Consider the following 23980-nt stretch of genomic DNA (forward strand, 5'->3'; position numbering starts at 1 on the left):
GCCGGGTCAGGCCGAGCCCGGCGCGGTGAGGCTGGACCGCCACACCAGGGCCGCCGCGGCGCGCTCGCTGTGCGGGCCGGAGTCGTCGCCGAGCGCCAGGGCCATCGCGCGCTCGCCCATCTCGACCAGCGGCAGGCGCACGGTGGTCAGGGCCGGGGTGACGTCCCGGGCGATCGGCATGTCGTCGAAACCGGTCACCGAGATGTCCTCCGGCACCCGGACCCCGCGCTCGCGCAGGGTGGCGAGGGCGCCGACGGCCATCGAGTCGTTCAGCGTGATCAGGGCGGTCAGGCCGGGCTCGGCGTCGAGCAGAGCCCCGGTCGCCCGGGCGCCGCCGTCACGGGTGAAGTCGCAGTAGACCAGCCGGGACGCCGGCAGCTCCACCCCGGCCTCGTCGAAGGCGCGGCGGAAACCGGTGAGGCGGTCCGTGGTGGTGGTCAGGTAGCGGGGCCCGGCGATGACCCCGATCTCCCGGTGGCCCAGACCGAGGATGCGCAGGCCCAGCTCGTGGGCGCCGTCCTCGTTCGCCGGCAGGACCGCGCTGCCGACCAACCGGTGCCGGCCGATCACCGCGACCCGGCCGCCGGCCTGCTGGTACGCGTCCAGCTCGCCGTTGAGCCGCTCGGTGAACGCGTCGTCGTGGTAGCCGGAGCCGGCCAGGATCAGCGCGTGCACCTGCTGGGCGCGCAGCAGCCCGACATACGCCAGCTCCCGCTCCGGCTCCCGGTAGCTGTTGCAGATCACCAGCAGCCGGTCCTGTGCCCCGGCCTGGCGCTGCAGGCCTCGGGTGATCTCCGCGAAGTACGGGTCGGAGACGTCGTGCACGATCACGCCGACCGCCGACTTGCGGGGGCGGGCCACGTTCTGCGCGTGCGCGTTCGGCACGTAGTGCAGCTGCCGCACCGCGGCCAGGACCCGCTCGCGGAGATCCTCGTTGACGCGTTTCGCGCTGTCGTTGATGACGCGGGAGACGGTCGCCGGGGAGACCCCGGCGAGCCGGGCAACATCCGCCAGGGTGACCGCCATCCGGACAGGTTAACGGCCCGGCGGGGCGGATGCGTCGACGACCCGGCCGAAGCGGTCGATCGACGGTTCCGGATCGGTCGCGGGGACAGTTCCCGTAACTTTCGGTTGGGGGGCTACCCTCATCAGGGCGCACCTGGAATCGTGCACATCTCAGGTGGCGGAAAGGACGGTCAAAGCATGAGGGAGGACCGGAGCCGCTCGACCGGGCGGCCGACCCTCGAGGAGGTCGCTGCCCGGGCCGGTGTCGGCCGCGGGACGGTGTCCCGGGTCGTCAACGGGTCGGCGCAGGTCAGCCCGAAGGCGCGGCAGGCCGTTCAGGACGCCATCGACGCGCTCGGCTACGTGCCGAACCGGGCGGCCCGTGCGCTCGTCACCCAGCGAACCGACTCGATCGCCCTGGTGATCTTCGAGTCCGGGGAGCGGTTCTTCGCCGAGCCCTTCTTCGGCCGCATCGTGCAGTCCATCTCGTCCGTGCTGGTGGCCCGCAACCTCCAGATGGTCCTGATGATCGCGCAGGCGCCCGAGGAGCGGCGCCAGCTCGAGGGCTACCTCACCCGCCAGCACGTCGACGGCGCCCTGCTGCTGTCGCTGCACGGCGACGACCCGCTGCCCGCGCTGCTCGAGGAGCGCGGCGTGCCCACCGTCCGGGCCGGCCGGCCGTTCCATCCCGAGCCGGTCAGCTTCGTCGACGCCGACAACCGCGGCGGCGCCCGGGCGGCCGTCACCTACCTGCGCGACCAGGGGCGGCGCTGCATCGCCACGATCACCGGCCCGCTCGACATGGCCGTGGGCATAGCCCGCTACGACGGCTACCGTGACGTCGTCGGCGACGGCCCGGCCGCCCGCGGCGACTTCGGCGAACTCAGCGGCGCCACCGCGATGGAGTGGCTGCTCAGTCAGTACCCGCAGATCGACGCGGTCTTCGCCGCCTCCGACATGATGGCGGCCGGTGCGCTGCGTGTGCTGCGCCGGGCCGGGCGGCGCGTCCCGCAGGACGTCGCGGTGATCGGCTTCGACGACTCGGTCATCGCCCGGCACACCGATCCGCCGCTGACCAGCGTCTACCAGCCGATCGAGCAGATGGGCCAGGAGATGGTCCGCCTGCTGCTCACCAAGATCGACGGCGAGGAGCCGGCCGACTGGGAGACCGTGCTCCCCACCCGTCTGATCCTCCGCGGTAGCGCCTAGGCCCGATCTTCCCGGCTGGCCCTCAGGGCTGTCTCGATGCGCTTGAGACAGCCCTGAGAGCCAGCTGGACTCAGTGGCCCGTGCGGCCGAAGCCGCCCGGGCCTGACCACCGATCTCAGCCCGGCGGGCGCGGCAAAGGCGTGACCCGGCAGCGGATCGCGTGGAGCCGGCGGGGCGGTCCGGGTGCGGTTGCGGACGACTCACCGCGTACCGGAAATGTCTTATGGGGTTTGCAGGAGGCCCCGGAGGTCGGCCAGGCGCTGCTGGAGGACGGCGGCCTGGGACTCGGTCAGGCCGTCCTCGTTGAGGCGCTCGCGGACCTTGCGGGTGAGCTCGTCGACCTGGTCGGTGATGTCGGCTTCGGAGTCCGGGTCGATGAGGCGCAGCAGGTTCATGAAGTCGAGCGCCACGTCGGGGCGGATCTCGCCGCGGTCCTCGCCTCGTTCGACGGCGGCGCGGACCCGGCTGAGGGCCACGTCGACGGTCAGCGTGGCGGCGGGGCTGGGGCGGGTCGTGGCCGAGGTCGCCGGCGGCGGCGCGGGGGGCGCCGTGGACTCGGACTCGACCGGCGCCGTGGTGGTGGGCGCGCCGCTGGGTGGCTGGGCGAACTCGGCATCCTGCTGGGAGTCGCCGACCGCGTTGATCACCGCGATGAAGGCGATGGCGGTGACCGCGAGGGCGGCGCCGACGGCGAGCCGGCGCGGCAGCGGCGAACGTTCCGGGGCGGCGGCCGGGGTGGGCAGCACCCGGGCCAGGCCGGTCGGTGGCCGGCCGGGCAGCGGGATGGTGAGCCGGGCCGGGGCGGACGGGATCAGCCGGGACAGCACGCGGCGCGCCTGCGCGGCGGTGGGGCGGCGCAGCGGATCCTCGTCGAGGCAGCGCAGGATCAGCTCGCGCAGCCGGGCCGGGAGGGCCTCGGGCAGGGGAGTGGGACCGTTCGCCTGGGCGAGGGCCAGCTCCTCCCACGTGTTGACGTCGTACGGCGGCTCCCCGGCGACCATCTCGAAGAGGAGCACGCCCAGCCCGTACAGGTCGGTGGCCGGCTCGGCCGGTTTGCCGTCCAGCCGCTCCGGGGCCGCGTAGGCCGGTGTGCCGAAGCTGACGCCGGTCTCGTCGTCGTCGGGTTCGCCGGCGGCGGCGCTGATGCCGAAGTCGAGGAGTTTGACCCCGCCGGGGCACAGCATCACGTTGCCCGGCTTGATGTCGCGGTGCACCACCCCGGCGGCGTGCGCGGCGGCCAGCGCCTCGGCGACCGCGGTGCCGATCGACACGGCCTCGCCCCACGGCATGGGGCCGCCCGCGTCGCACAGCCGGGCCGCCACGGTCTCGCCGTCGAGCAGCTCCATCACCACGAACGGCGCCACCGAGCCGTCCGGCCGGACCGCCTCCCGGTAGTCGTGGACGGCCGCGATCCCCGGGTGGGAGAGCCGGGCCGCGAGCCGCGCCTCCCGCCAGGCCAGGTGTGCGGCGCGGGTGTCGCCGGCCGGCAGTTTGACCGCGACCGGACGGTCCAGCAGCTCGTCGGCGGCTCGCCAGACCTGTGCCATGCCACCCGTCTCGAGGAGGGTGACCAGGCGGTACCGCGAGGCCAGGAGAGTGTCGGGGGCCGGCCAAACTTCGTGCATCCCAGGACATTCGCCCAGTGGGTCGGGCATGTCAACCCGTGCCGGTGTGCCGTGGGCCCAACGGATGCAACCGTGCGGCAACCGGTAGGCCAACCGACCTGAACCCGGTGCTGCCCACAGTGGTGACTCCCCCGAGCTGAGGAGTTCCATCAGATGCGCATGCGCCGTACCGCCGCCGCCGTCGCCATGGTCGCGGCCGTCACCCTCCCCGCCGCCGGTGTCGGTGGGGTCGCGTACGCCCAGAGCTCGTCGGCCACCGCGTCGGCCGCCAAGAAGCCGGCCGCGGCGAAGCCCACGAAGGCCAAGCCCACGAAGGCCAAGCCCACCAAGGCGCCGAGGAAGGTCGCCTTCCAGGCCTCCGGCACGATCACCGCGGTCGACGTGTCGGCCGGCACGATCACGGTGGCCGCGAGGAGCGGCACGAAGGACGTCCGTGGCAAGACCGTGACGATGACCGTCCCGGCGGGTGCCCGGATCATCCTGAACGGCAAGAAGATCACGGTGGCCGGGCTGGGCGCCGGGCAGAAGGTGTCGGTCACCGGCACCCGGGCCGGCACGGCCTACACGGTCACGAAGATCCAGGCGACCGGCAAGAAGGTGAAGCCGACCCCGGCCCCGTCGTCGCCGTCGGCCACGCCGACCACGTCGCCGACCACCCCGCCGACCACGTCGCCGACGGTCGAGCCGACCGAGTCGGCGCCCGAGCCGTCCGAGGAGCCCGAGACGCCCGAGGCTTCCGAGACCCCCGAGCAGTGAGACCCCGGTGACCGGTACGCCCCACCCGCCATGACAAGCCGGGGCGTACCGGTCACCGGCTTCTGCTAATGCCCGCGCCGGGGCGGCCGATGACAACCGGCACGGACCGGAGCACCGACGGGAGATGGCATTGTTGCGGCGCGACCCCGTGCTGATCGCTCTGACCGTGGTCGGCGTGCTGGTGGTGGGAGGGCTCGCCCTGGGCCCCGGCGAGCCCCGGCCCAAGCTGATCGTCGGCTGGCTGATCGCCCTGGTGCTGGACCTGCTGCTGTTCTGGTCGGCCCGCCGGGTGCGCCGCACCCTGGACCTGCCGCCGTACGCGGACCGGTTCTGGCGCGCCTTCTCCGTCGCCGCGCTGATCTTCCTCACCGGTGACCTGGTGCAGCTCTGGAGCACGGTGTCCGACCCCGGCGTCGACCGCCTGGTGTTCCACCCGGTGCAGTCGGTGGCGGCCATGGCCGGCGTCGTCGTGGTCTGCGCGGTGGTGCTGCTGTACCGCCGGACCCGTGGGCGTTCGCGCGGCCGGCGGATCCGGATGCTGCTGGACACCGCGATCGTCAACACCGCCTCGGTGTCGGTGGCCTGGTGCCTGATGACACGCCCGGGCCGGCCCGAGGCCGGGATCGAGGCGTACGTCGTCGCGATCCTCGGCTGTGGGCTGGTGCTCTGCGCGGCCTTCCTCACGGTGCGCTCCGGCCTGACCGGGGAGACGCCGTTGACCGGTTCGGCCGCGGCGCCGATCGTGGCGGCCACCGTGGTGCAGGCGGTGGGCGGCATCCTGGCGCCCAGCGGCAACGCGGGGGACCCTGGCACCCAGATGGCGCTGACCGTCGCGCCGATGCTGATGGTCCTGGCCGGGCCGCGGGTCCAGCTGCTGCGCGGCGCCGAGGGCCTGGACGGGCGGCGCTGGCTGGACCGGGCCCTGCGCGGCCGGTACAGCGCGCTGCCGTACACCGGGACGGTCCTCTGCGCCGCCGCACTGGTGATCGTGCTGACCACCGCGGGTCTCGGGCTGAGCGCCTGGGGCGCGCTGGCCGGGCTGCTGGTGAACGTCGCCCTGGTGATCGGCCGGCAGTTTCTCGCGCTGGCCGAGAACAACGCTTTGCTGGTCGGGATCCGTAACCGGGAACAGCGGCTGAACGCCCTGCTGCTGCACTCCTCCGAGGTCATCTCGATCGCGGCGCCGGACGCCGGTTTCACCTACGTGAGCCCGGCGGTCGAGCGGGTGCTCGGGGTGCCGGCGTCGGTGGCGCTGGGCCGCAACTCGCTGGACATCCTGCACCACGACGACCGTGCGTCCCTGGCCGCCGACCTGACCACGCTGTACTCGACGCCGGGAGCCGAGTTGACCTACCAGGGGCGGTACCGGCACGCCGACGGCTCGTGGCGCTGGCTGGAGGTGGTCGCGATGAACCTCACCCACGAGCCCGGCATCGGGGGCGTGGTGTGCAACGCGCGGGACGTGACCGAGTCCCGGGAGCTGCACGAGCGGCTGCGCTACCAGGCCGGCCACGACGAGCTGACCGGCCTGGCGAACCGGCGCCAGTTCACCGCGGCCGTGACCGGGCGGTCCGGCGACGCGGCGGTGCTGCTGCTCGACCTGGACGGCTTCAAACAGATCAACGACACGTACGGGCACGCCGCCGGTGACGCGGTGCTGCGGCACGTGGCGGACCGTCTGCGCGAGTGCTCCGGCCCGGACGACGTCCCGGCCCGGCTGGGCGGCGACGAGTTCGCGGTGCTGGCCACCGGGGTGGAGAGCGCCGAGCGGATCGCCGCCGGACTGCGGACGGTGCTGGAGCGGCCGGCCGAGATCGCCGGGCGGCCGCTGCGGGTGGGCGTCAGCATCGGCGTCGCCGTCGGGCCGTCCGCCGATCCGGATCAACTGCTCAATGCCGCGGACCTGCGGATGTACGAGGAGAAGCAGCGCACCCGGATGTACGCGTCATGAGGCGTCACGTGACCGCCGCCGGCATCACCTGCCTGCTCGGCGTCCTGTGGTACCTGGCGTGGGGGACGGCGGGCCGCGGCACCCCCGCGGTCGGCTACCTGTTCATGCCGGTGTCGATGGCCTTCGGCGGGCTGGCTGTGCGCTCCCTGCTGCGAACCGTGCCGATGGCCCCCGCCGGGCGCCGCTTCTGGCGGCTCCTGGAACTCTGCTGCCACCTCTTCGCGGCCGGCTTCACCCTCCAGGCCGTGGACGCCTTCCGGGCCGCCCCGGAACTGCCCGCGATGCCGGTCGCCGGCGCCGTGCTGATCTGCTCCGGCATCCTGGTGGCGATGTGGGGCGTGGGCCAGGTCCCGGTCGGCGTGACCACCGGCTACCAGCGCGGCAAGCAGTGGCTGGACCGGACCGTCGCCCTGCTCGGCTGCGCCACCGTGCTGTGGCACTTCGGGATCGCCCCGATGTACCGGGCGCCCCAGCCGTGGACCCCGTCGGCGCTGGCGGTGCTGGTGACGGCGTGCACGTTCGCGGCCGTGTCGATCACCAAGGTGTCGTACATCGCGGGCGGCCCGGTGGACCGGTCCGCCATGCGCCTGGTCGCCTCGAGCGGGCTGGGCGCGGCCGCCGTGGCGCTGCTCGCGGCGCTCGGCGGCTACCAGGCCATCCTGCCCGGCCATGCGATGATCGTGCCGGTCTGCGGCCTGCTGATCGCCGTCGGCGCCCGCCGCCAGCTGACCGCCACCGCGGGTCCGGGCCGCCCCGCCAACGTGTGGCTGCCCTACCTGGCGATCGCGGCGGTCGACGTGCCGGTCGCCGACGTGCTGATCCGCCGTTCGCACTGGGCGCCGGGCGCCTGGGAGGGCGTCCTCGTGGTGTCCGCGGCGGTGCTGGTCACCGCCCTGGTCGCGGTCCGGCAGTACGTGACGTTCCGGGAGAACACCCGGCTGCTGGGAGAACGGCAGGAGTCCGAGGCGCGGCTGCGGCACCAGGCGTCCCACGACCCGCTGACCGGGCTGGCGAACCGGGCCCTGTTCCGGCAGCGGCTGGAGGAGGTGCTGGCCGCCGGGCCGGCCACCGTGCTGCTCGCCGACCTGGACGAGTTCAACTCGGTGAACGACTCGCTCGGCCAGGACGCCGGTGACGGGCTGCTGGTCGCGTTCGCGGCGGTGCTGAGCGACGCGGCCGGGCCGGGGTCGGTGGTGGCCCGGCTGGCCGGCGACGAGTTCGCGGTGCTGCTGCCGGGTTCGGCCGACGGCGAGGCGGTGGCCGAACGGGCCGCCGGGGCGACCGCCGTGCCGATCAGCGACCAGCGGCTGCTGGTCCAGTTCAGCGCGGGCCTGGCCACCGGGTCGCGCGGCGCCGCCGCCGGTGGCCTGCTGCGCCAGGCCGACGCCGCCCTGTACGCGGCCAAGCAGCGCGGCCGGGCCAACTGGATCCGGTACGCCGACGGCATGGAACGGCCCGTCCAGGCGCACGCCCAGCTCGCCGGCGACCTGCGCCGGGCCCTGGACGCCGGTGAGTTCCGGCTGCACTACCAGCCGATCGTGAGTCTCGGCGACGGCCGGATCGTCGGGGTGGAGGCGCTGGTCCGGTGGGAGCACCCGGCGCGGGGCATGGTGTCGCCGGCCGAGTTCATCCCGGCCGCCGAACGTACCGGGCTGATCGTGCCGCTGGGCCGCTGGGTGCTGCGGGAGGCGTGCCGGCAGGGCGCCGCGTGGCTGTCCGAGTTCGGTCCGGGCTCGCTCGATAAGGTGGCGCCCAACGTGTCGGTGCGCCAGCTGCACGACCCCGGCTTCGTCACCGACGTGGCGGCCGCGCTCGCCGACCACGGGCTGCCCGCCGACCGTCTCGTCCTGGAACTGACCGAGTCGGCGGTGCTGCGCGGCCAGCACGTCCTGCGGGTGCTGCACGAGCTGCACGACTCCGGGGTGCGCCTGGCACTCGACGACTTCGGCACCGGCGAGTCGTCCCTGAGCCTGCTGCGCGCCTTCCCGGCGGCGATCGTCAAGCTGGACAAGTCGTTCGTCGACGGCGTCGAGCTCGACGAGCCCGGCACCCCGGCGGCGGACGCCCGGCAGGCGGTGGCCCGCGCCGTGGCCCAGCTCGCCGGCGCGCTCGGCCTGGACACGGTGGCCGAGGGCATCGAGAACCAGGAGCAGGCCGACCGGCTGCTCCGGCTCGGCTACGCCGTCGGTCAGGGCTACCACCTGGGCCGGCCGATGCCGGCCGAGCAGCTCACCGCGCTTCTCGCCGCCCGGCGGGTCAAGATCGCCGCATAAACCCCCGATATCGTACGGCGTGAGCTTTTCTGACGAGGGCACGTCGACCGCCCGGTCGCTCGCCGGCTGGCTGGAGCGGGTGACCTTCGCCGACCTGCCGGAGGCCGAGGCGACCGCCCGGATCGTGGACGCGGTCGCCGAGTGGGCCGCCGCCCAGGGCTGGCGGGTCTACCGGCGGGCGCCGAGCGTCTTCCCGCTGCCCGCGCCGCTACGGGGCACCTCGGTGCTGGACGTGGCCTGCGCGCGCCCGGACGGCCCGCCGGTGGCGATCGAGGTGGACCGGCTGGACCGGCAGCGCACCGTCGACAAACTGCTCGCCGAGGCGGCGGCCGGCCGGCTGGCGATCTGGGTGCGCTGGGGCGCCGGCCCGTTCCCGCCACCGCCGTTGCCGGTGCATCTCGTGGTCCGGGAGGCGTCCCGTCGATCCGGGCGATGGCATACGGTGGCGGCGCGGCCGGCGCCGCGCCACTCCGGGGCGGTCGGCTCCGGAGACACCGTCCACGCCGAGGAGTTGCCGTGGGAACCGTGACCGAGAGCCCGTACCGACTCGCCTGGCGGGTGACCGAGCCGCTGCATGCGCTGGTCTACTTCGTGCCCGAGACCTTCGAACGGTTCGCGAAGCTGGGCCTCTCCCCGATGGATGGCTACTTCGCGTCCCGTGGGGCCGCGTTCGGGCCGGTGGGGCCGGAGATCGTGGCCGCCACCTTCTACAACTTCAACCCGGCCCGCGTCGCTCGCGCGCTGCCCGCCGCCTGGGCCAAGGCGAGCCCCGGGCAGCTGCTCCAGGCCCGGTTGGAGGCCGTCGACGCCGCCCTGACCCGCGGGCTGGGCGCGGACGTGCTGGCCGGGCCGGAGATGGCCGAGGCGGCCGGGCTGGCCCGTACGGCGGCGGAGGCGGCCGCCCGGCTGCCGCACGGCCGCCCGCTGTTCGCCGTCCACGCCGCGCTGCCCTGGCCCGAGGCGCCGCACCTGGTGCTCTTCCACGCCCAGATGCTGCTCCGCGAGTTCCGGGGCGACGGGCACGTGGCGGCGCTGCTGGCGAACGGGGTCAGCGGCCTCGACGCGATCGTCATGCACGCGGCCAGCGGGGAGATCGACGGCCGGTTCCTGCGGGCCACCCGGGGGTGGAGCCGTGAGCAGTGGGCCGAGGCCGAGGACGACCTGCGGCGCAGCGGCCTGTACGGCGACGACGGGCTCACCGGGGCCGGCGTGGCCCTGCGGGCGCACATCGAGGAGCGGACCGACGCGGTGGCCGAGGTGGCCTACCGGGCGATCGGCGAACAGGGGTGCCTGCGGCTCGCGTCGCTGACCCGGCCGCTGAGCCGGACGATCGTGAAAGCGGGGCTGCTGAACCCGGCCGCCCTGGTTGAGCAGAAGCCCCGGTGAATCTGACCACGCATGTCACCTGGTCGAATCCGTTGCCGGAGCGTAATCGGTGGGTCACTCTTGGTGCGTGACAGAAGCCCAGCAGAGACACCCGGCTTCATGGTGGGAGCAATTCCCAGAGGCCTCCGAGCGATTCGACACCGCGCACCTCACCGAGGGTCTGGGTGAGCTGATCAACCCGAATATCGCCTCGCAGCTGCTGCGGCGGGAAGCGGAGATCGCCACCGAAGTCATGGTCCGGCACCTCAACAAGCCGGAGAGTGCAGAGCTGGCCGAGCGCGCCGCCAAGAGCGCCGAGCGGCTGGTCGCCACCCTCGACCGGATCGAGGACAGATCCGGCGATGCGTCGATGGTCGCCGAGGCGCGCGCGACCTGTCATCTTCTGCTGGGCCGTCTCGGGGAGGCGGCGTTCGCGGCCGAGGCGTTCGTGCCGACGCAGAAGGTCCTCCGGGCCTTCGTGGGTGCGCTGCGGATGGAACGGTTCGACGTCGACCTCGCGGTCAGGATGCTGGCCGCCGGGTTCGAACCGGCCGCCGCGATCCGTTCCGGCCAGATCGTCGGGAAGTACAACTGGTGGCCGAGCTGGCTGCTCCAGGTGATCACCGAGCGGGCGATGGACGGCCAGCTGGACGACGAGACGGTCGAGGCGCTGGACAAGTGCGCGTACGCCGACCTGGACCCGGTCCAGGTGCGGGTCGCCCGCCGCCTCCTGGCCGGGGAGGACGCCCTGATCGACGCGTCCGCGCAGCGGCTGGAGGCCCTCGGCGAGGCGCACGCGGCCGACAAGCTCCGCGCGGGCGACCTGGCCACGGTCGCCCTCGCGGCTCGGCTCGTCATGTCGTCCCAGTAGCTCAGGCGCCGCCCTCGGTCAGGGTGACCGTGGCCGGCTGGAAACCGGCGCCTTCGACATCGACGCCCGCGGCCTCGGCCTGCTCGATCGCCTGCTCGATGTAGTCGTTCGTGTAGGCCAGGCCCTCCGGCGCCCTGGTCAGCACCGTGTCGCCGGTCTGGTTCCTCGTGGTCTGCGAGATCTCCACGGTCTGCTTCCAGGCCGCCTCGTCGATCGTGCCGATCCCGCCCGCGGCGGCCGGCCACACCAGCTTGCTGACCTCGTTCATCTGCCACAGCTGGTGGCTCCTGCCGAGCTTGGACCCCTTCGCGACGACCAGGTCACGGCACTTCTCCGGGTTGTCCCGGCAGAACGCCCAGCCCTTGATCGTGGCGGTCAGGAACTTCACGGTCTGCTGCTGGTACGCCGGATCGTTCAGCTTCTGGGTGTTCGCCCACACCGCGTCCTGGAGCATCGAGGAGCCCTCGGTCTTCCAGTCGATGATCGCGAAGTCGCCGGCCGTGTAGAGCTTGCCGGTGGCCGGGTTCTTCGCCTCCAGCAGCTGGGCGTACTCGTTGTAGCTCATCGCCTGGGCGGCGTCGATCTCCTTCTTCAGCAGCGCCTGCATGTCGAACTGCTGCTGCACCAGGGTGACGTCCTTGCCGGGGTCGATCCCGGCCCTGGTCATGCCGGCGAACAGCTCGAACTCGTTGCCGAAGCCCCAGTTGCCGACCTTCTTGCCCTTGAGGTCGGCGGCCGTGGTGATGCCGCTGTCCTTCCAGGCCACCTGGTACGTCCCGGAGCGGGCGAAGATCTGCCCCACGTCGGTGATGCCGGCGCCCTGCTCCCGGGAGGCCAGCGCCTTCGGCACCCACGCGATCGCGTAGTCGGCCTTTCCCTGCGCCAGGACGGTCTGCGGGACGATGTCGACGCCGCCCTCCAGCAGCGTCACGTCCAGGCCCTGCTCCTTGTAGAAGCCCTGGTCCACGGCGGCGATGTAGCCGGCGAACTGGGCCTGGTAGAACCACTGCAACTGCAACTTGATCGGGGTCAGGGCGCCGCTCGCGCCCGGAGCCGGAGTGGTGGCGGTATCGGCGGTGCCGCAGGCGGTCAGCGCGAGAACCGATGCGAGGACTGTCCGGGAGAGCTTCAACGCGAACCCCTAACTTATGAGATGTCGTTTCCACGGCATGGCCAGGCGCTCCAGCAGGAGCGTGGCCAGGTAGAAGGTGAGTCCGAGGAGGCAGGCGCCGGCCACGAAGGCCCAGGCACGGGGGTAGGCGGTGAACGCGGCGGCGGAGGTGATCCGCGCCCCGAGCCCGTCCTGCAGCCCGCCGAAGTACTCGGCGACGACCGCGGCGATCACGGCCAGCGACGACGCCTGCCGCAGGCCGGTGAAGAGGTGGGGGAGCGCGCCGGGCAGCCGGACCTTGCGGGCGAAGGTCCAGCCGGACGCCGCGTACGTGCGCATCAGCTCCTGGTGGACCGGATCCACCTCGCGCAGCCCGCGCAGCAGGTTCAGGAAGACCGGGAAGAACACCACGATGCCGGTGACCAGGCGGCGCGGGACGCTGCTGGTCGACTCGAACATGTTGTTGAGGATCGGGGCGAGGGCGATGATCGGCAGCGCGTTGAGGACCGCGGCGAACGGGATCGACACCTCGCCGAGGACCAGGAACCGGCTGGCGGCGAGCGCGGCCAGCACCGCCACCAGGGTGCCGCCGATCAGGCCGGCCAGCGCGTTCGCGCCACTGGCCAGGGCCGCCTCCACGATGTTCTGCCGCTGCTCGACGATCTGCGCCCCGATCGCCGACGGCGCGGGCAGGATGAACGGCGCGACCCGGCCCAGCGTCACGAACAGCTCCCAGAGGAGCAGGGCCAGGACACCGACGACCACCGGCGGCAGGATTCTCCTCATGGCGCCACCTCCGCTGCGCTCCGGCGTCGCCATGAGTACACGACTGAGCTCGATGATTCGCTCGCAAGCTCGCTCATGAGCGCAGCGCCTGCCGTACCTCGGTGATCTTCTCGAAGTAGGCCGGGGCCTGCCGTCCGGCCTCGTCCCGCGACGGCAGCTCCACCTCGATCGACGCGGTGATCCGTCCCGGCCGGGCGGACATGACCACCACCCGGCCGGAGAGGAACACCGCCTCGGAGATCGAGTGGGTGACGAAGACCGTGCTGGTCCCGGTCTTGGCGCAGATGCCGAGCAGCTCCGACTGCAACCGTTCCCGGGTCATCTCGTCGAGCGCGCCGAACGGCTCGTCCATCAGCAGCAGCGGCGGCTGGACCGCCAGGGCGCGGGCGATCGCCACCCGCTGCTGCATGCCGCCGGAGAGCTGACCGGGATAGTGCCCGGCGAAGTCGGCCAGGCCGACCAGCTCCAGCATCTCCTCGGCCCTGGCCCGCCGTTCGGCCTTGGACACCCCGCGCAGCTCCAGCGGCAGTTCGACGTTGCGGCGGACGGTCCGCCACTCGAAGAGGCCGGCCTGCTGGAAGGCGATGCCGTACTCCTGGTCGCGGCGGGCCTGACCGGCCGGGCGCCCGGCGACGGTGACCGTGCCGGTGGTCGGCTCGATCAGGTCGGCGATCAGCCGCAGCAGGGTGCTCTTGCCGCAGCCGGAGGGCCCGATCAGCGACACGAACTCGCCGTCACCGACGGTCAGGCTCACGCCGGACAGAGCCAGGACCTCGTCGGAGCGGCCCTGGTTGAAGACCTTCGTGACGTTGTCGACGGCCACCGCGGCCGTGCTGCCCCGATCCGGCGCCGGCACGACGTTCGGGGCCGGGCTCGCCAACTCGCTCACAGTGTCGCCACCTCCACATGTCGCCGGTGCCGCATCAGCGGCAGTTCCAGGAGGCTCACCGCGCCCGCGACGAGCAGGCCCAGCAGGGCCGCGCCGAGCATGGCCGTGTAGACCTTGGCGGGATCCGAGGTGGCCTCCCGCGAGTACTCGATGATCAGGCGGCCGATGCCGCCCCGGGTGCCGGTGGAGATCTCACCGACCACCGCGCCGACCACCGCGGCCGCGCCGGCCAGCCGCAGCGCCGGGAAGAGGTAGGGCAGCGCCGCCGGGAAACGCAGCTTCACCAGCGTGCGCCACCATCCCGCGGCGTAACTGCGCATCAGCTCCACCCCGCCGGCCGACGGCGACTGGAGCCCGCGCAGCATGCCCACCGCGACCGGGAAGAACGCCAGGTAGGCGGCGATCACCGAGACCGTCGCCCAGGACGGCATGAGGGTGCCGCCCCAGCCGGCGATCAGCGGCGCGAGCGCCACGAGCGGCACGGTCTGGGAGAGGACGACGTACGGCAGCAGCCCCCGCTCCACGATCCGGAACCGCTGCATGGCCGCCGCCAGGACCAGCCCGATCACCGTGCCGGCGGCGAAACCGGCCGCCGTGATGCCGAGGGTGAACAGGCAGGCCTGCAGCACCACGAGCCACACCGGCCGGCCGCCGGTCATCTCCGGATCGGCCAGCCGCTGCCCGATGGTCCACAGATGCGGCATCGAGAGGTCGTCGGCGCGGGGCAGGACCCGTACGCCGAACAGCACCGTCCCCTCGGGATCGCCGGCCGCCTTGTAGCCCTCCCAGAGCAGCGCGGCCACGGCCAGCCCGGCGATCACCGAGAGGACCCGTCTCACGAGAACGCCGGGATGACGTGCTCGCCGTACGCCGAAAGGGTTTGATCCTTGGCGTCGTGCTGGAGATAGACCGCGAACTGGTCGACGCCGAGCTGCTTGAGCTCCTGCAACCGCTTCACGTGGTTCTCCACCGGCCCGAGGACGCAGAACCGGTCCACGATCTCGTCCGGCACGAACGTGGTGTGGGTGTTGCCGGCCCGCCCGTGCTCGGCGTAGTCGTAGTCCTGCCGGGCCGCGATGTAGTCGGTCAGCGCCTGCGGCACCGCCCGGCCGTCGCCGCCGTAGCGGCCCACGATGTCGGCGATGTGGTTGCCCACCATCCCGCCGAACCAGCGGGTCTGCTCGCGCTGATGCGCCAGGTCGTCGCCGACGTAGGCGGGCGCCGCCACACAGAACCTGATGGCGTCGGGGTCCCGTCTGTGGAGGACCGCCGCCTTCCGTACCGCCGTGATCATCCACTCGGCGATGTCCGGGTCGGCGAGCTGGAGGATGTAGCCGTCGCCCACCTCCCCGGTGAGGGCGAGGGCCTTCGGGCCGTAGGCCGCCACCCAGACCTCGAGGCGGCTGTCCGCGGCCCAGGCCAGCTGGAGCTCCTGACCGCGGACCGTGACCTTCTCCCCGTTGGCCAGGCCCTTGATCGCCAGCACGCTCTCGCGCAGCTGACCCAGGGTCTGCGGGGCGAGGCCGAGCACCCGCAGGGCGGAGTCGCCCCGGCCGATGCCGCAGATCGTGCGGTTGCCGTACATCTCGTTGAGGGTCGCGAAGGTCGAGGCGGTCACCGTCCAGTCCCGGGTGCCCGGGTTGGTGACCATCGGCCCGACCACGATCCGTTCGGTGGCGCCGAGGATGGCCGAGTAGACCACGTTCGGCTCCTGCCAGAGCACGTGCGAGTCGAAGGTCCAGAAGTGACTGAAGCCGGCCGCCTCCGCCCTCTTCGCCCACTCGACGACCTCCAGCGCGGGTGGGTCGTTCTGCAAGACGACACCGATGTCCATGCCCGCCCCTTTCTAGAGCAGGTAGTCGCTGAGGCCGCGCTTGAGGTAGCGGCCGCGGCCGGCCCGCCCGGTGTACTCGCCGCCGGTGGCGATCACCTCGCCGCGGGCGATGACCGTGTCGACGCGGCCATCGATCTCCCAGCCCTCCCACGCAGAGTGGTCCATGTTCATGTGGTGCGTCTCGGCGCTGATCCGGGTACGCCCGTTCGGGTCGTACAGGACGATGTCGGCGTCCGAGCCGGGGGCGATGATCCCCTTGCGCGGGTAGAGGCCGAACATCCGCGCCGGGGTGGTCGCGATCGTCTCCACCCAGCGGGCCAGCGACAGCTTGCCGTCGACGACGCCCTGGTAGAGCAGGTCCACCCGGTGCTCGACGCCGCCGATCCCGTTCGGGATCTTCGAGAAGTCGCCGAGGCCCAGCTCCTTCTGGTCCTTGAAACAGAACGGGCAGTGGTCGGTCGACACCACCGACAGGTCGTTGGTGCGCAGGCCCTGCCACAGGTCGGCGCGGTGGGTCTCGTGCCTGGACCGCAGCGGCGTCGAGCAGACCCACTTGGCGCCCTCGAAGCCGGGCGCGCCGAGCTGGTCCTCCAGGGTGAGGTAGAGGTATTGCGGGCAGGTCTCGGCGAAGACGTTCTTCCCCAGGTCGCGGGCGTTGCGGACCTGTTCGAGAGCCTTCGACGCGGACAGGTGCACGATGTAGAGCGGGCAGTCCGCGGCCACGCTCGCCAGCCAGATGGCCCGGCTGGTGGCCTCCGCCTCCAGCTCCTGCGGGCGGGTCAGACCGTGGTGGACCGGGTCCGTCTCACCGCGTTCCAGGGCCTGCTTGACCAGTACGTCGATGGCCGGCCCGTTCTCCGCGTGCATCATGATCATGGCGCCGTTGTCCCGCGCCTTCTGCATGGCGCGCAGGATCTGCCCGTCGTCGGAGTAGAACACCCCGGGGTACGCCATGAAGAGCTTGAAGCTGGAGATGCCCTCGCCGGCCACCAGCTGGTCCATGGCCTTGAGCGACTCGTCGTCCACGCCGCCGAGGATCATGTGGAAGGCGTAGTCGATGTGGCAGTTGCCGTCGGCCTTGCCGTGCCAGGCGGCGAGACCGTCCTGAACGACCTCGCCGGTCCGCTGCACCGCGAAGTCGATGATCGTGGTCGTCCCGCCGATCGCCGCGGCCCTGGTGCCGGTGTCGAACGTGTCGCTGGCGTGGGTGCCGCCGAAGGGCAGCTCCATGTGGGTGTGGGCGTCGACGGCGCCCGGGATGACGTATTTCCCGGTCGCATCGATCACGTGGTCGATCTGTGGCGAGCTCCCGGGCGCGAAGATCGCCGCGATGGTCTCACCGTCGACGAGGACGTCGGCCTTCACCGGTCCGGTGGGCCCGACGACCGTTCCGCCCCTGATCAGCGTGGTCACGGCGCCACCAGCCCGTCGTAGGAGTCGGGGCGGCGGTCGCGGAAGAACTGCCAGCGGTCTCGGACCGTGCCGAGCAGGCTCAGGTCCAGGTCACGAACGATCAGCTCGGGATGGTGGGTGTCCGCCACCTCACCGACGAACCTACCCTCCGGGTCGACGAAGTACGTCTGGCCGTAGAAGTCGTTGTCACCCAGCTCCTCGACGCCCACCCGGTTGATGGCGCCGATGAAGTACTCGTTCGCCACGGCGCTGGCCGGCTGCTCCAGCTGCCACAGGTAGGAGGAGAGACCGCGGCTGGTGGCCGACGGGTTGAACACGATCTGCGCCCCGTTGAGGCCGAGCGCGCGCCAGCCCTCGGGGAAATGCCGGTCGTAACAGATGTAGACGCCGACCCTGCCGACCGCGGTGTCGAACACCGGATAACCCAGGTTTCCGGGACGGAAGTAGAACTTCTCCCAGAACCCCTTCACCTGCGGGATGTGGTTCTTGCGGTATTTACCGAGGTATTTGCCGTCGGCGTCGACCACGGCCGCGGTGTTGTAGAGGACGCCGGGCTGCTCCTGCTCGTACATCGGCAGGATCATGACCATTCCCAGTTCGGCGGCGAGCGCCTGGAAACGCTCGGTCGTCGGGCCCGGGACGGATTCGGCGTACTCGTAGTAGGCGGCGTCCTGGACCTGGCAGAAGTAGGGGCCGTAGAAGAGCTCCTGGAAGCAGATCACCTTCGCGCCCTGGGCGGCGGCCTCACGAGCGTAGTCCTCGTGCGCTTTGATCATGGATTCCTTGTCGCCCGTCCAGGTGGTCTGGACGAGGGCGGCGCGGACGACTCCGGTCGTCATTGCGGCCCCTCTCTATTTGATCTTCTGGCACGCGCAGTGCGCCTCGAAGCGCCTGTGATCGTGTGTTTACTCCTCGTTTAGGGTCCGGCGCCAGGGCTTGCTTGTCGGCGTCGGATGCCGTAGGACACTAACGACACACATCATGGCGGACAATTGCCCGTACGTTACGGAATGTTTCGGAGACGATAATTTGCTGACGCTGATCACCGGGGCGGTTCAGGACAGAAGCGCCCGGGGCATCGCGGCGGCGGTGAGCCGTCTGATCACCTCCGGCCGGCTGCCCGCCGGGGCCCGGCTGCCCACCGTCCGCACGGTGGCCGGTGGGCTCGGCGTCAGCCCGACGACGGTCAGCGAGGCATGGCGCAACCTCATCCTCGCCGGGGCGATCCAGACCCGCGGCCGCTCCGGGACCTTCGTGTCCGGGCCGCTACCGCCCCGCGCACGACTGCGGTACGCCCAGCTCAGCGGGGCCCGGATCGGTCTGCCACGGGACCTGTCCACCGGTGTGCCCGACCCGCTGCTGCTGCCGTCGCTCGACGTCGCGCTGCGCCGGATCGGCGACGGCCGGTGGGCCGGGAGCTACCTCGACCCGCCGGTGCTGCCCGGGCTGGACCAGGTGCTGCGGCAGCGGTGGCCGTACCCGCCGGAGCGGCTCACCGTGGTGGACGGCGCCATGGACGCGCTCGACCGGGTGACCGGGGCGGTGCTGCGGTACGGCGACCACGTCCTCGTCGAGAACCCGGCCTTCCCGCCGCTGCTCGACCTGCTCCAGGCGGTCGGCGCCACCGTGGTCGGGGTGCCGATGGACGCCTCCGGCATCGTCCCGGACGCGCTGCTGCGGGCCGTCCGCGGCTACCGGGCGGTCGCCCTCTTCCTCCAGCCGCGCGCCCACAACCCGACCGGCGCCAGCATGGACGAGGCCCGGGCCGCGCTGCTCGCCAATGTCCTGCTGGAGGCGCCGCACCTGCTCGTGGTCGAGGACGACCACGCCGGCGACATCGCCACCGCCCCGCCGGTCAGCCTCGGCCGCTACCTGCCGGACCGGACCGTCCACGTGGCCAGCTTCTCCAAGAGCCACGGGCCGGACCTGCGGCTCGCGGCGGTCGGCGGGCCCGCCCACGTGCTCGACGCGGTCGCCGATCGGCGGCTGCTCGGGCCCGGCTGGTCCAGCCGGCTGCTCCAGGGCGTGCTGCTCGACCTGCTCACCGACCCGGACGTCACGGCACAGGTGGCGGCGGCGCGGGAGGCGTACGCGTACCGCCGGGCCGCGCTGTCGGCCGCGCTGGCCGAGCGCGGGGTGACCACCGAGGCGACCGACGGGATAAACCTCTGGCTGCCGGTCCCCGACCAGCAGAACGCCATGGTCGCGCTGGCCGCCCACGGGATCGCGGCCGCGCCCGGCGCCCCGTTCTGCGTCACCCCGCTGCCCGGCGACCACCTGCGGATCACCGCGGGGCTGGTCGCCGACGGCTACGGCGAGCTGGCCGACGTGCTCGCGGCGGCCACCTCCGAGACCACCCGCGGCAGCGGCCGGCGGGACCTCGCGCACCCACCCGGATGGCGCTAGGGAAGCACATGACAACGGAGGTCATCGATGAGCCTGCTCGACCGTCACCGGGCGGTGATGCCCGGTTGGATGCCCGTCTACTACGGCGACGACGCGCTGGAGATCGTCTCCGGGAGCGGCCGCCGGGTCACCGACGCCGGCGGCCGCACCTACCTCGACTTCTTCGGTGGGGTACTGACCACGATGATCGGGTACGACGTGGCCGAGATCAGCGACGCGGTCCGCGCCCAGATCGGCACCGGCGTCGCGCACACCTCCACGCTCTACCTGATCCGGCAGCAGGTCGAGCTGGCCGAGAAGATCGCCCGGCTCTCCGGGATCCCGGACGCGCGGGTCTTCTTCACCAACTCGGGCACCGAGGCCAACGAGTCGGCGCTGCTCATGGCCACGAACGTACGGCGGTCCAACCAGATCCTGGCGATCAAGAACAGCTATCACGGCCGGACCTTCGCGACCATGGCGGTCACCGGGCACCGCAGCTGGTCGTCCAGCTCGCTGAGTCCGCTGTCGGTGAACTGGCTGGCCTCCGCCGACCGGCTGCGCGGGCGGATGGCCGGGCTGAACGACGCCGACCTGCTCGAGGCGGCCGTCGACGACCTGCGGGAGGTCCTCGCCACGGTCACCGCCGGGGACGTGGCCGCCCTGATCGCCGAGCCGGTCCAGGGTGTGGGCGGGTTCGTGCACGGGCCGGACGGGCTGCTCGGGGCGTACCGGAAGGTGCTGGCCGAGCACGGGATCCTGCTCATCGCCGACGAGGTGCAGACCGGCTGGGGGCGGACCGGCGACCACTTCTGGGGCTACCAGGCGCACGGCGTCACCCCGGATCTGATCACCTTCGCCAAGGGCATCGGCAACGGGTTCGCGCTCGGTGGCGTGGTCGGCCGTGCCGAGGTGATGAACGCGGTCCCGGCGGTCAGCTTCTCCACGTTCGGCGGCAACCCGGTCAGTGCGGCCGCCGGCAACGCGGTACTCGACTACGTGCTCGACCACGACCTCCAGGGCAACGCGCGGCGGGTCGGCGGGATCCTGCTCGCGGGGCTGCGGGCGCTGTCGTACGGGATCCTGGCCGAGGTGCGCGGGCGGGGCCTGATGATCGGGCTGGAGTTCGTCCGGCCCGGCACCACCGAGCCGGACCCGGCGGTCACGCTGCGGGTCTTCGACCTCTGCCGGGAGGGCGGGCTGTTGGTCGGCAAGGGCGGCCTGTACGGCAACGTGCTCCGGATCGGCCCACCCCTCACCCTCACCGAGGACGAGGCCCGGGAGGGGCTCGCGATCCTGTCCGGCGCGATCGCCACGGCCGACGCCGAGTCCCGAATCGCCTAGATCGACTTCAGCCGGCCCTCAGGGCTGTCTCGCGCGCCCCGAAACAGCCCTGGGGCCGGCCGGGTTTTTGGGGCGCAACCGCTTACGCACGTCGCACGGTGCGGCCCGCATTCTGGACGCGCCAGCGGCCGGCGGGCCGTGCCGGGCCCTCGGCGGGAGCGACGGTCAGAACCCACCACCCCGATGCGACATATGATCCTTTGCCGGGTTTCCGCCGTGGCGGGCCTAAAGTTTTGTTCATCCAGCGTCCATTCGCGGACGCGAAGAGTAATTGTTCGGTCACCCAGGGGTGATATTTGGGAAACGTAAGGTTAACGAGGGCCGAACCTTGTACATGTTGCGTTGGGGGTATGGCAGTGGGCCCGTAACTCGGTCACGATCACGGCGTGACAGAAACATCCGTGATCTTGGCGCTGGTGGTCATCACGGCCCTGGCCTTCGATTTCACCAACGGGTTCCATGACACCGCCAACGCGATGGCCACCTCCATCGCGACCAAGGCGCTCCGGCCCAAAACGGCCGTCGCTCTGTCCGGTGTCCTGAACCTGGTCGGCGCCTTCCTCTCCGTGGAAGTCGCGCTGACCGTCACCAATGCCGTTGTCAAGATCCAGGACAAGAGCGGCGCGCCCAAGGCGGAACTCCTCGCCGACGGCGGCAGCGGATTGTTGCTGATCATCCTGGCCGGCCTCGTCGGTGGCATCGTCTGGAATCTGCTCACCTGGCTCCTGGGCCTGCCTTCCAGCTCGTCGCACGCCCTTTTCGGCGGCCTGGTCGGCGCCACCCTCGCCGGTCTCGGCGTGGCCGGCGTCAACTGGAACGGCGACGGCTCCAAGCTCGACGGCGTCGTGGGCAAGGTGCTCCTGCCCGCCGTCATCTCGCCGGTCATCGCGGGCGTCGTCGCCGTGGCCGGCACCTGGATCATCTTCAAGATCACTGCCGGGGTGGCCGCGCGGTTCACCGAGAAGGGCTTCCGCTGGGGCCAGATCGGCAGCGCCTCGCTCGTCTCCCTGGCGCACGGCACCAACGACGCCCAGAAGACCATGGGCGTGATCACCCTCGCCCTGATCGCCAGCGGTCACTGGGACGACCTGGAGAACATCCCGCTGTGGGTCAAGGTCTCCGCGGCGCTGGCCATCGCGCTCGGTACCTACCTGGGCGGCTGGCGCATCATCCGCACCCTCGGCAAGGGCATCACCGACATCACCCCGCCGCAGGGCACCGCCGCGCAGTCCGGCGCCGCCGCGGTCATCCTGGCCTCCAGCCACCTCGGCTTCGCGCTCTCCACCACCCACGTGGCCACCGGCTCGGTGATCGGTTCCGGTCTCGGCCGTCCCGGCGCCACGGTCCGCTGGGCGGTCGCCGGCCGGATGGTCCTGGCCTGGCTGATCACCCTTCCCTCGGCCGGCCTGGTCGGCGCCGCGATGTGGTACGTGGGCGACGCCGTCGGCGGCATGGCCGGCGCCCTGGTGGTCTTCGCCCTCCTGGTCGCGGCCTCCGGCGCGATGTACCTTCGCTCCCGCTCCGGCAAGGTCGACCACGAGAACGTCAACGACGACTGGGACGGCGCGGCCGCCCAGCCCGTCACCCCGATCCCCGCCGCCGCGGCGAACTGAAAGGCCGGGACATGCACAACCTCGACTTCGCGCTCACCGGCGCGTGGCAGGTCCTGCTCGCCGGCCTCGCCCTCGGCGCCGGCCTGCCGATCCTCTTCGCCCTCGGCATCCGCTCCCTCGCCTGGGGCGCCGGCGAGGCGTCCGTCAACACCAGCGGCGTCACCGCCGGGACCAAGCGCCCGTTCGGCACGGCCCTCGGCTACGCCCTGTTCGCGGTGGTCGTCCTCGGCGTGCTGCTCGGCCTGACGTTCATCGTGGCCAGCGGATTCGGCTACAAGCTCGACTTCTCGCACATCTACCCGACGCTCGTCGAGAAGTAGATCGCGCGTCCCGGCCCCGGCGTCCCGGCGCCGGGGCCGTCGCTTTCTCGTCGGCCGGTGGCGGTCCGTCAGGCCAGACCGCGGGCCAGGACGCCGATGTCCGGATTGTCGGTGAAGAGACCGTCGATCCCGGTTCGCAGGAACGTCACCTGCTCGTCGATCGCCTTGCCGTAGGCGCTGACGTCGGTGCCCACCCGCAGCTCGGCCGGAAGGAACGAGTTCTCCGCGCGAAACGTGTACGGCACGACCTTGAGCCCGGCCGCGTGCGCGTCGCCGACCAGACTGGTCGGCGAGCCGAGGGTGCCGTCCGCCCGGCGCGGGACGATCTGCCCCTTCTCCGGGCCGAGACCGTCCACGAACTCGGACAGTTCCTTGAGCCCACCCGGCGTCAGGTAGTCGGCGTAGCTGCGCGGGTCGTTGAACGGGCTGCCCGCCGCACTGCTCAGGAACACCAGCGGCACGTCGACCCGGTGCTCGTCGGCCAGCGTTCGCAGGTTGGCCGCCTCGAACGACTGGATGAACACCTTCGCACCCCGCCGGTCCAGGCCGTTGCGGCGCAGTGCCCGGACCAGCGGCTTCTCCAGCTCCAGGCCGAGCCGCTGGAAGAAGGTCGGGTGCTTGGTCTCCGGGAACACGCCCAGCTCCCGGTCCAGCTCCTTCGACAGCCGCCGGCGAAGGTCCAGCACCTCCTGGAAGGTCGGCACCTCGAACCGGCCGTCGTACAGCGTGTTCCGCTGACGGATCGCCGGAATCCGCTCGACCGCGCGCAGCGTCTTCAGCTCGGCGAGCGTGAAGTCCTGGGTCCACCAGCCGGTGACGCTCACGCCGTCCAGAACGACCGTCCTCCGCCGGCCGGCGAACTCGGGCCGCGACGCCACATCGGTGGTGCCGCCGATCTCCGGCTCGTGCCGGCACACCAGGACACCGTCCTTGGTGATCACCAGGTCGGGCTCCATGTAGTCGGCGCCCATCCGAGCGGCCAGCTCGTACGACGCCAGCGTGTGCTCGGGCCGGTAACCGGACGCGCCACGGTGCCCGACCACCAGGGCCCGGTTCCGGGTGCTGCGGTCGCCGCCGGCCCATGCGGGCGCGGAAGCGGCACCGGCCAGCGCCGGAGCGGCGGCGGCGACAGCGCCGAAGCGCAGCACCTGACGGCGATCTGCCACGTTCTCCTCCACGAACTCGGTCCGGCCGCGATGCCGGAACCACCACCGGCGCCACCCGCCGGAA

21 protein-coding genes are annotated in these 23980 nt (G+C 72.1%); 11 read left to right on the top strand and 10 right to left on the bottom strand.

All coding sequences use genetic code 11. From position 1 onward, the window contains the following. Nucleotides 1-6 precede the first annotated feature (6 nt). Nucleotides 7-1026, bottom strand: a complete 1020-nt coding sequence (locus KZ829_RS38755) for a LacI family DNA-binding transcriptional regulator (protein WP_220148821.1) — start codon at nt 1024-1026, stop codon at nt 7-9. A 177-nt stretch (nt 1027-1203) separates the two neighbouring features. On the opposite strand from KZ829_RS38755, the gene KZ829_RS38760 reads away from it, so the two are divergent. Next, nucleotides 1204-2214, top strand: a complete 1011-nt coding sequence (locus tag KZ829_RS38760) for a LacI family DNA-binding transcriptional regulator (protein WP_220148822.1) — start codon at nt 1204-1206, stop codon at nt 2212-2214. 221 nt (nt 2215-2435) lie between these two features. Here the strand turns inward: KZ829_RS38760 and KZ829_RS38765 are convergent, their stop codons facing one another. Next, the gene (locus KZ829_RS38765; RefSeq protein WP_220148823.1) at nt 2436-3839 is read right to left on the bottom strand and encodes a serine/threonine-protein kinase; all 1404 of its coding nucleotides are present in this window, start codon (nt 3837-3839) and stop codon (nt 2436-2438) included. A 153-nt stretch (nt 3840-3992) separates the two neighbouring features. Here KZ829_RS38765 and KZ829_RS38770 point away from each other — a divergent pair, with 153 nt between their 5' ends. From KZ829_RS38770 to KZ829_RS38795, 6 genes are all read left to right on the top strand, one after another. After that, the gene (locus tag KZ829_RS38770; RefSeq protein ID WP_220148824.1) at nt 3993-4595 is read left to right on the top strand and encodes a hypothetical protein; all 603 of its coding nucleotides are present in this window, start codon (nt 3993-3995) and stop codon (nt 4593-4595) included. A 124-nt stretch (nt 4596-4719) separates the two neighbouring features. Beyond that, complete coding sequence (locus tag KZ829_RS38775) at nt 4720-6546, top strand: diguanylate cyclase domain-containing protein (RefSeq protein WP_220148825.1); 1827 nt, start codon at nt 4720-4722, stop codon at nt 6544-6546. After that, nucleotides 6543-8819: a putative bifunctional diguanylate cyclase/phosphodiesterase gene (locus tag KZ829_RS38780; protein WP_220148826.1), complete on the top strand. Its 2277-nt coding sequence runs from the start codon at nt 6543-6545 to the stop codon at nt 8817-8819. The genes KZ829_RS38775 and KZ829_RS38780 overlap by 4 nt, the downstream gene beginning before the upstream one ends. Nucleotides 8820-8838: 19 nt before the next feature. Beyond that, nucleotides 8839-9348 (top strand): hypothetical protein, encoded by a 510-nt coding sequence (locus tag KZ829_RS38785; protein WP_220148827.1) that lies wholly within the window; start codon nt 8839-8841, stop codon nt 9346-9348. Then, entirely contained in the window at nt 9336-10205 is an 870-nt protein-coding gene (locus tag KZ829_RS38790) for an SCO6745 family protein (RefSeq protein WP_308285846.1), read from the top strand. The genes KZ829_RS38785 and KZ829_RS38790 overlap by 13 nt, the downstream gene beginning before the upstream one ends. Before the next feature lie 67 nt (nt 10206-10272). Further along, entirely contained in the window at nt 10273-11055 is a 783-nt protein-coding gene (locus tag KZ829_RS38795; protein ID WP_220148828.1) for a hypothetical protein, read from the top strand. 1 nt (nt 11056) lies between these two features. Here the strand turns inward: KZ829_RS38795 and KZ829_RS38800 are convergent, their stop codons facing one another. The 7 genes from KZ829_RS38800 to KZ829_RS38830 all read right to left on the bottom strand — a co-directional run bounded on the left by KZ829_RS38800 (nt 11057) and on the right by KZ829_RS38830 (nt 17927). Continuing rightward, entirely contained in the window at nt 11057-12187 is a 1131-nt protein-coding gene (locus KZ829_RS38800; RefSeq protein WP_220148829.1) for an ABC transporter substrate-binding protein, read from the bottom strand. Between the two features lie 9 nt (nt 12188-12196). Next, complete coding sequence (locus KZ829_RS38805) at nt 12197-12952, bottom strand: ABC transporter permease (protein WP_220148830.1); 756 nt, start codon at nt 12950-12952, stop codon at nt 12197-12199. Between the two features lie 73 nt (nt 12953-13025). Further along, complete coding sequence (locus KZ829_RS38810; RefSeq protein WP_308285847.1) at nt 13026-13841, bottom strand: ABC transporter ATP-binding protein; 816 nt, start codon at nt 13839-13841, stop codon at nt 13026-13028. Beyond that, on the bottom strand, nt 13838-14680 hold the full coding sequence (locus KZ829_RS38815; RefSeq protein WP_220148831.1) for an ABC transporter permease: 843 nt from the start codon (nt 14678-14680) through the stop codon (nt 13838-13840). Before KZ829_RS38815 ends, KZ829_RS38810 begins: the two co-directional genes overlap by 4 nt. After that, entirely contained in the window at nt 14677-15675 is a 999-nt protein-coding gene (locus KZ829_RS38820; protein ID WP_220148832.1) for a TIGR03842 family LLM class F420-dependent oxidoreductase, read from the bottom strand. Before KZ829_RS38820 ends, KZ829_RS38815 begins: the two co-directional genes overlap by 4 nt. Nucleotides 15676-15687: 12 nt before the next feature. Then, nucleotides 15688-17088, bottom strand: coding sequence for a dihydropyrimidinase (gene hydA, locus KZ829_RS38825; protein ID WP_220148833.1), 1401 nt, complete (start codon nt 17086-17088; stop codon nt 15688-15690). Beyond that, nucleotides 17085-17927, bottom strand: a complete 843-nt coding sequence (locus KZ829_RS38830) for a nitrilase-related carbon-nitrogen hydrolase (RefSeq protein ID WP_220148834.1) — start codon at nt 17925-17927, stop codon at nt 17085-17087. Before KZ829_RS38830 ends, hydA begins: the two co-directional genes overlap by 4 nt. A 142-nt stretch (nt 17928-18069) precedes the next feature. Here KZ829_RS38830 and KZ829_RS38835 point away from each other — a divergent pair, with 142 nt between their 5' ends. From KZ829_RS38835 to KZ829_RS38850, 4 genes are all read left to right on the top strand, one after another. After that, the gene (locus KZ829_RS38835) at nt 18070-19494 is read left to right on the top strand and encodes an aminotransferase class I/II-fold pyridoxal phosphate-dependent enzyme (RefSeq protein WP_246636986.1); all 1425 of its coding nucleotides are present in this window, start codon (nt 18070-18072) and stop codon (nt 19492-19494) included. A 27-nt stretch (nt 19495-19521) separates the two neighbouring features. Further along, complete coding sequence (locus KZ829_RS38840) at nt 19522-20817, top strand: aspartate aminotransferase family protein (protein WP_220148836.1); 1296 nt, start codon at nt 19522-19524, stop codon at nt 20815-20817. Nucleotides 20818-21203: 386 nt separating this feature from the next. Further along, nucleotides 21204-22430: an inorganic phosphate transporter gene (locus KZ829_RS38845; RefSeq protein ID WP_220148837.1), complete on the top strand. Its 1227-nt coding sequence runs from the start codon at nt 21204-21206 to the stop codon at nt 22428-22430. Between the two features lie 11 nt (nt 22431-22441). Continuing rightward, complete coding sequence (locus KZ829_RS38850; RefSeq protein ID WP_220148838.1) at nt 22442-22750, top strand: hypothetical protein; 309 nt, start codon at nt 22442-22444, stop codon at nt 22748-22750. Nucleotides 22751-22818: 68 nt separating this feature from the next. Here KZ829_RS38850 and KZ829_RS38855 read toward each other — a convergent pair whose 3' ends face one another. Then, nucleotides 22819-23916 carry a glycerophosphodiester phosphodiesterase gene (locus KZ829_RS38855; RefSeq protein ID WP_220148839.1) on the bottom strand — a complete coding sequence of 366 codons (1098 nt, stop codon included), beginning with the start codon at nt 23914-23916 and terminating at the stop codon, nt 22819-22821. Nucleotides 23917-23980 lie beyond the last annotated feature (64 nt).

This window comes from Actinoplanes hulinensis (assembly GCF_019429605.1).
Lineage (GTDB): Bacteria > Actinomycetota > Actinomycetes > Mycobacteriales > Micromonosporaceae > Actinoplanes > Actinoplanes campanulatus.

Excerpts from the sequence above, each read along its gene's own strand:
- KZ829_RS38755 (WP_220148821.1), bottom strand. The coding sequence starts at position 1,026 with ATGGCGGTCACCCTGGCGGATGTTGCCCGGCTCGCCGGGGTCTCCCCG.
- KZ829_RS38760 (WP_220148822.1), top strand. The coding sequence starts at position 1,204 with ATGAGGGAGGACCGGAGCCGCTCGACCGGGCGGCCGACCCTCGAGGAG.
- KZ829_RS38765 (WP_220148823.1), bottom strand. The coding sequence starts at position 3,839 with ATGCACGAAGTTTGGCCGGCCCCCGACACTCTCCTGGCCTCGCGGTAC.
- KZ829_RS38770 (WP_220148824.1), top strand. The coding sequence starts at position 3,993 with ATGCGCATGCGCCGTACCGCCGCCGCCGTCGCCATGGTCGCGGCCGTC.
- KZ829_RS38775 (WP_220148825.1), top strand. The coding sequence starts at position 4,720 with ATGGCATTGTTGCGGCGCGACCCCGTGCTGATCGCTCTGACCGTGGTC.
- KZ829_RS38780 (WP_220148826.1), top strand. The coding sequence starts at position 6,543 with ATGAGGCGTCACGTGACCGCCGCCGGCATCACCTGCCTGCTCGGCGTC.
- KZ829_RS38805 (WP_220148830.1), bottom strand. The coding sequence starts at position 12,952 with ATGAGGAGAATCCTGCCGCCGGTGGTCGTCGGTGTCCTGGCCCTGCTC.
- KZ829_RS38820 (WP_220148832.1), bottom strand. The coding sequence starts at position 15,675 with ATGGACATCGGTGTCGTCTTGCAGAACGACCCACCCGCGCTGGAGGTC.
- KZ829_RS38830 (WP_220148834.1), bottom strand. The coding sequence starts at position 17,927 with ATGACGACCGGAGTCGTCCGCGCCGCCCTCGTCCAGACCACCTGGACG.
- KZ829_RS38835 (WP_246636986.1), top strand. The coding sequence starts at position 18,070 with ATGGCGGACAATTGCCCGTACGTTACGGAATGTTTCGGAGACGATAAT.
- KZ829_RS38840 (WP_220148836.1), top strand. The coding sequence starts at position 19,522 with ATGAGCCTGCTCGACCGTCACCGGGCGGTGATGCCCGGTTGGATGCCC.
- KZ829_RS38850 (WP_220148838.1), top strand. The coding sequence starts at position 22,442 with ATGCACAACCTCGACTTCGCGCTCACCGGCGCGTGGCAGGTCCTGCTC.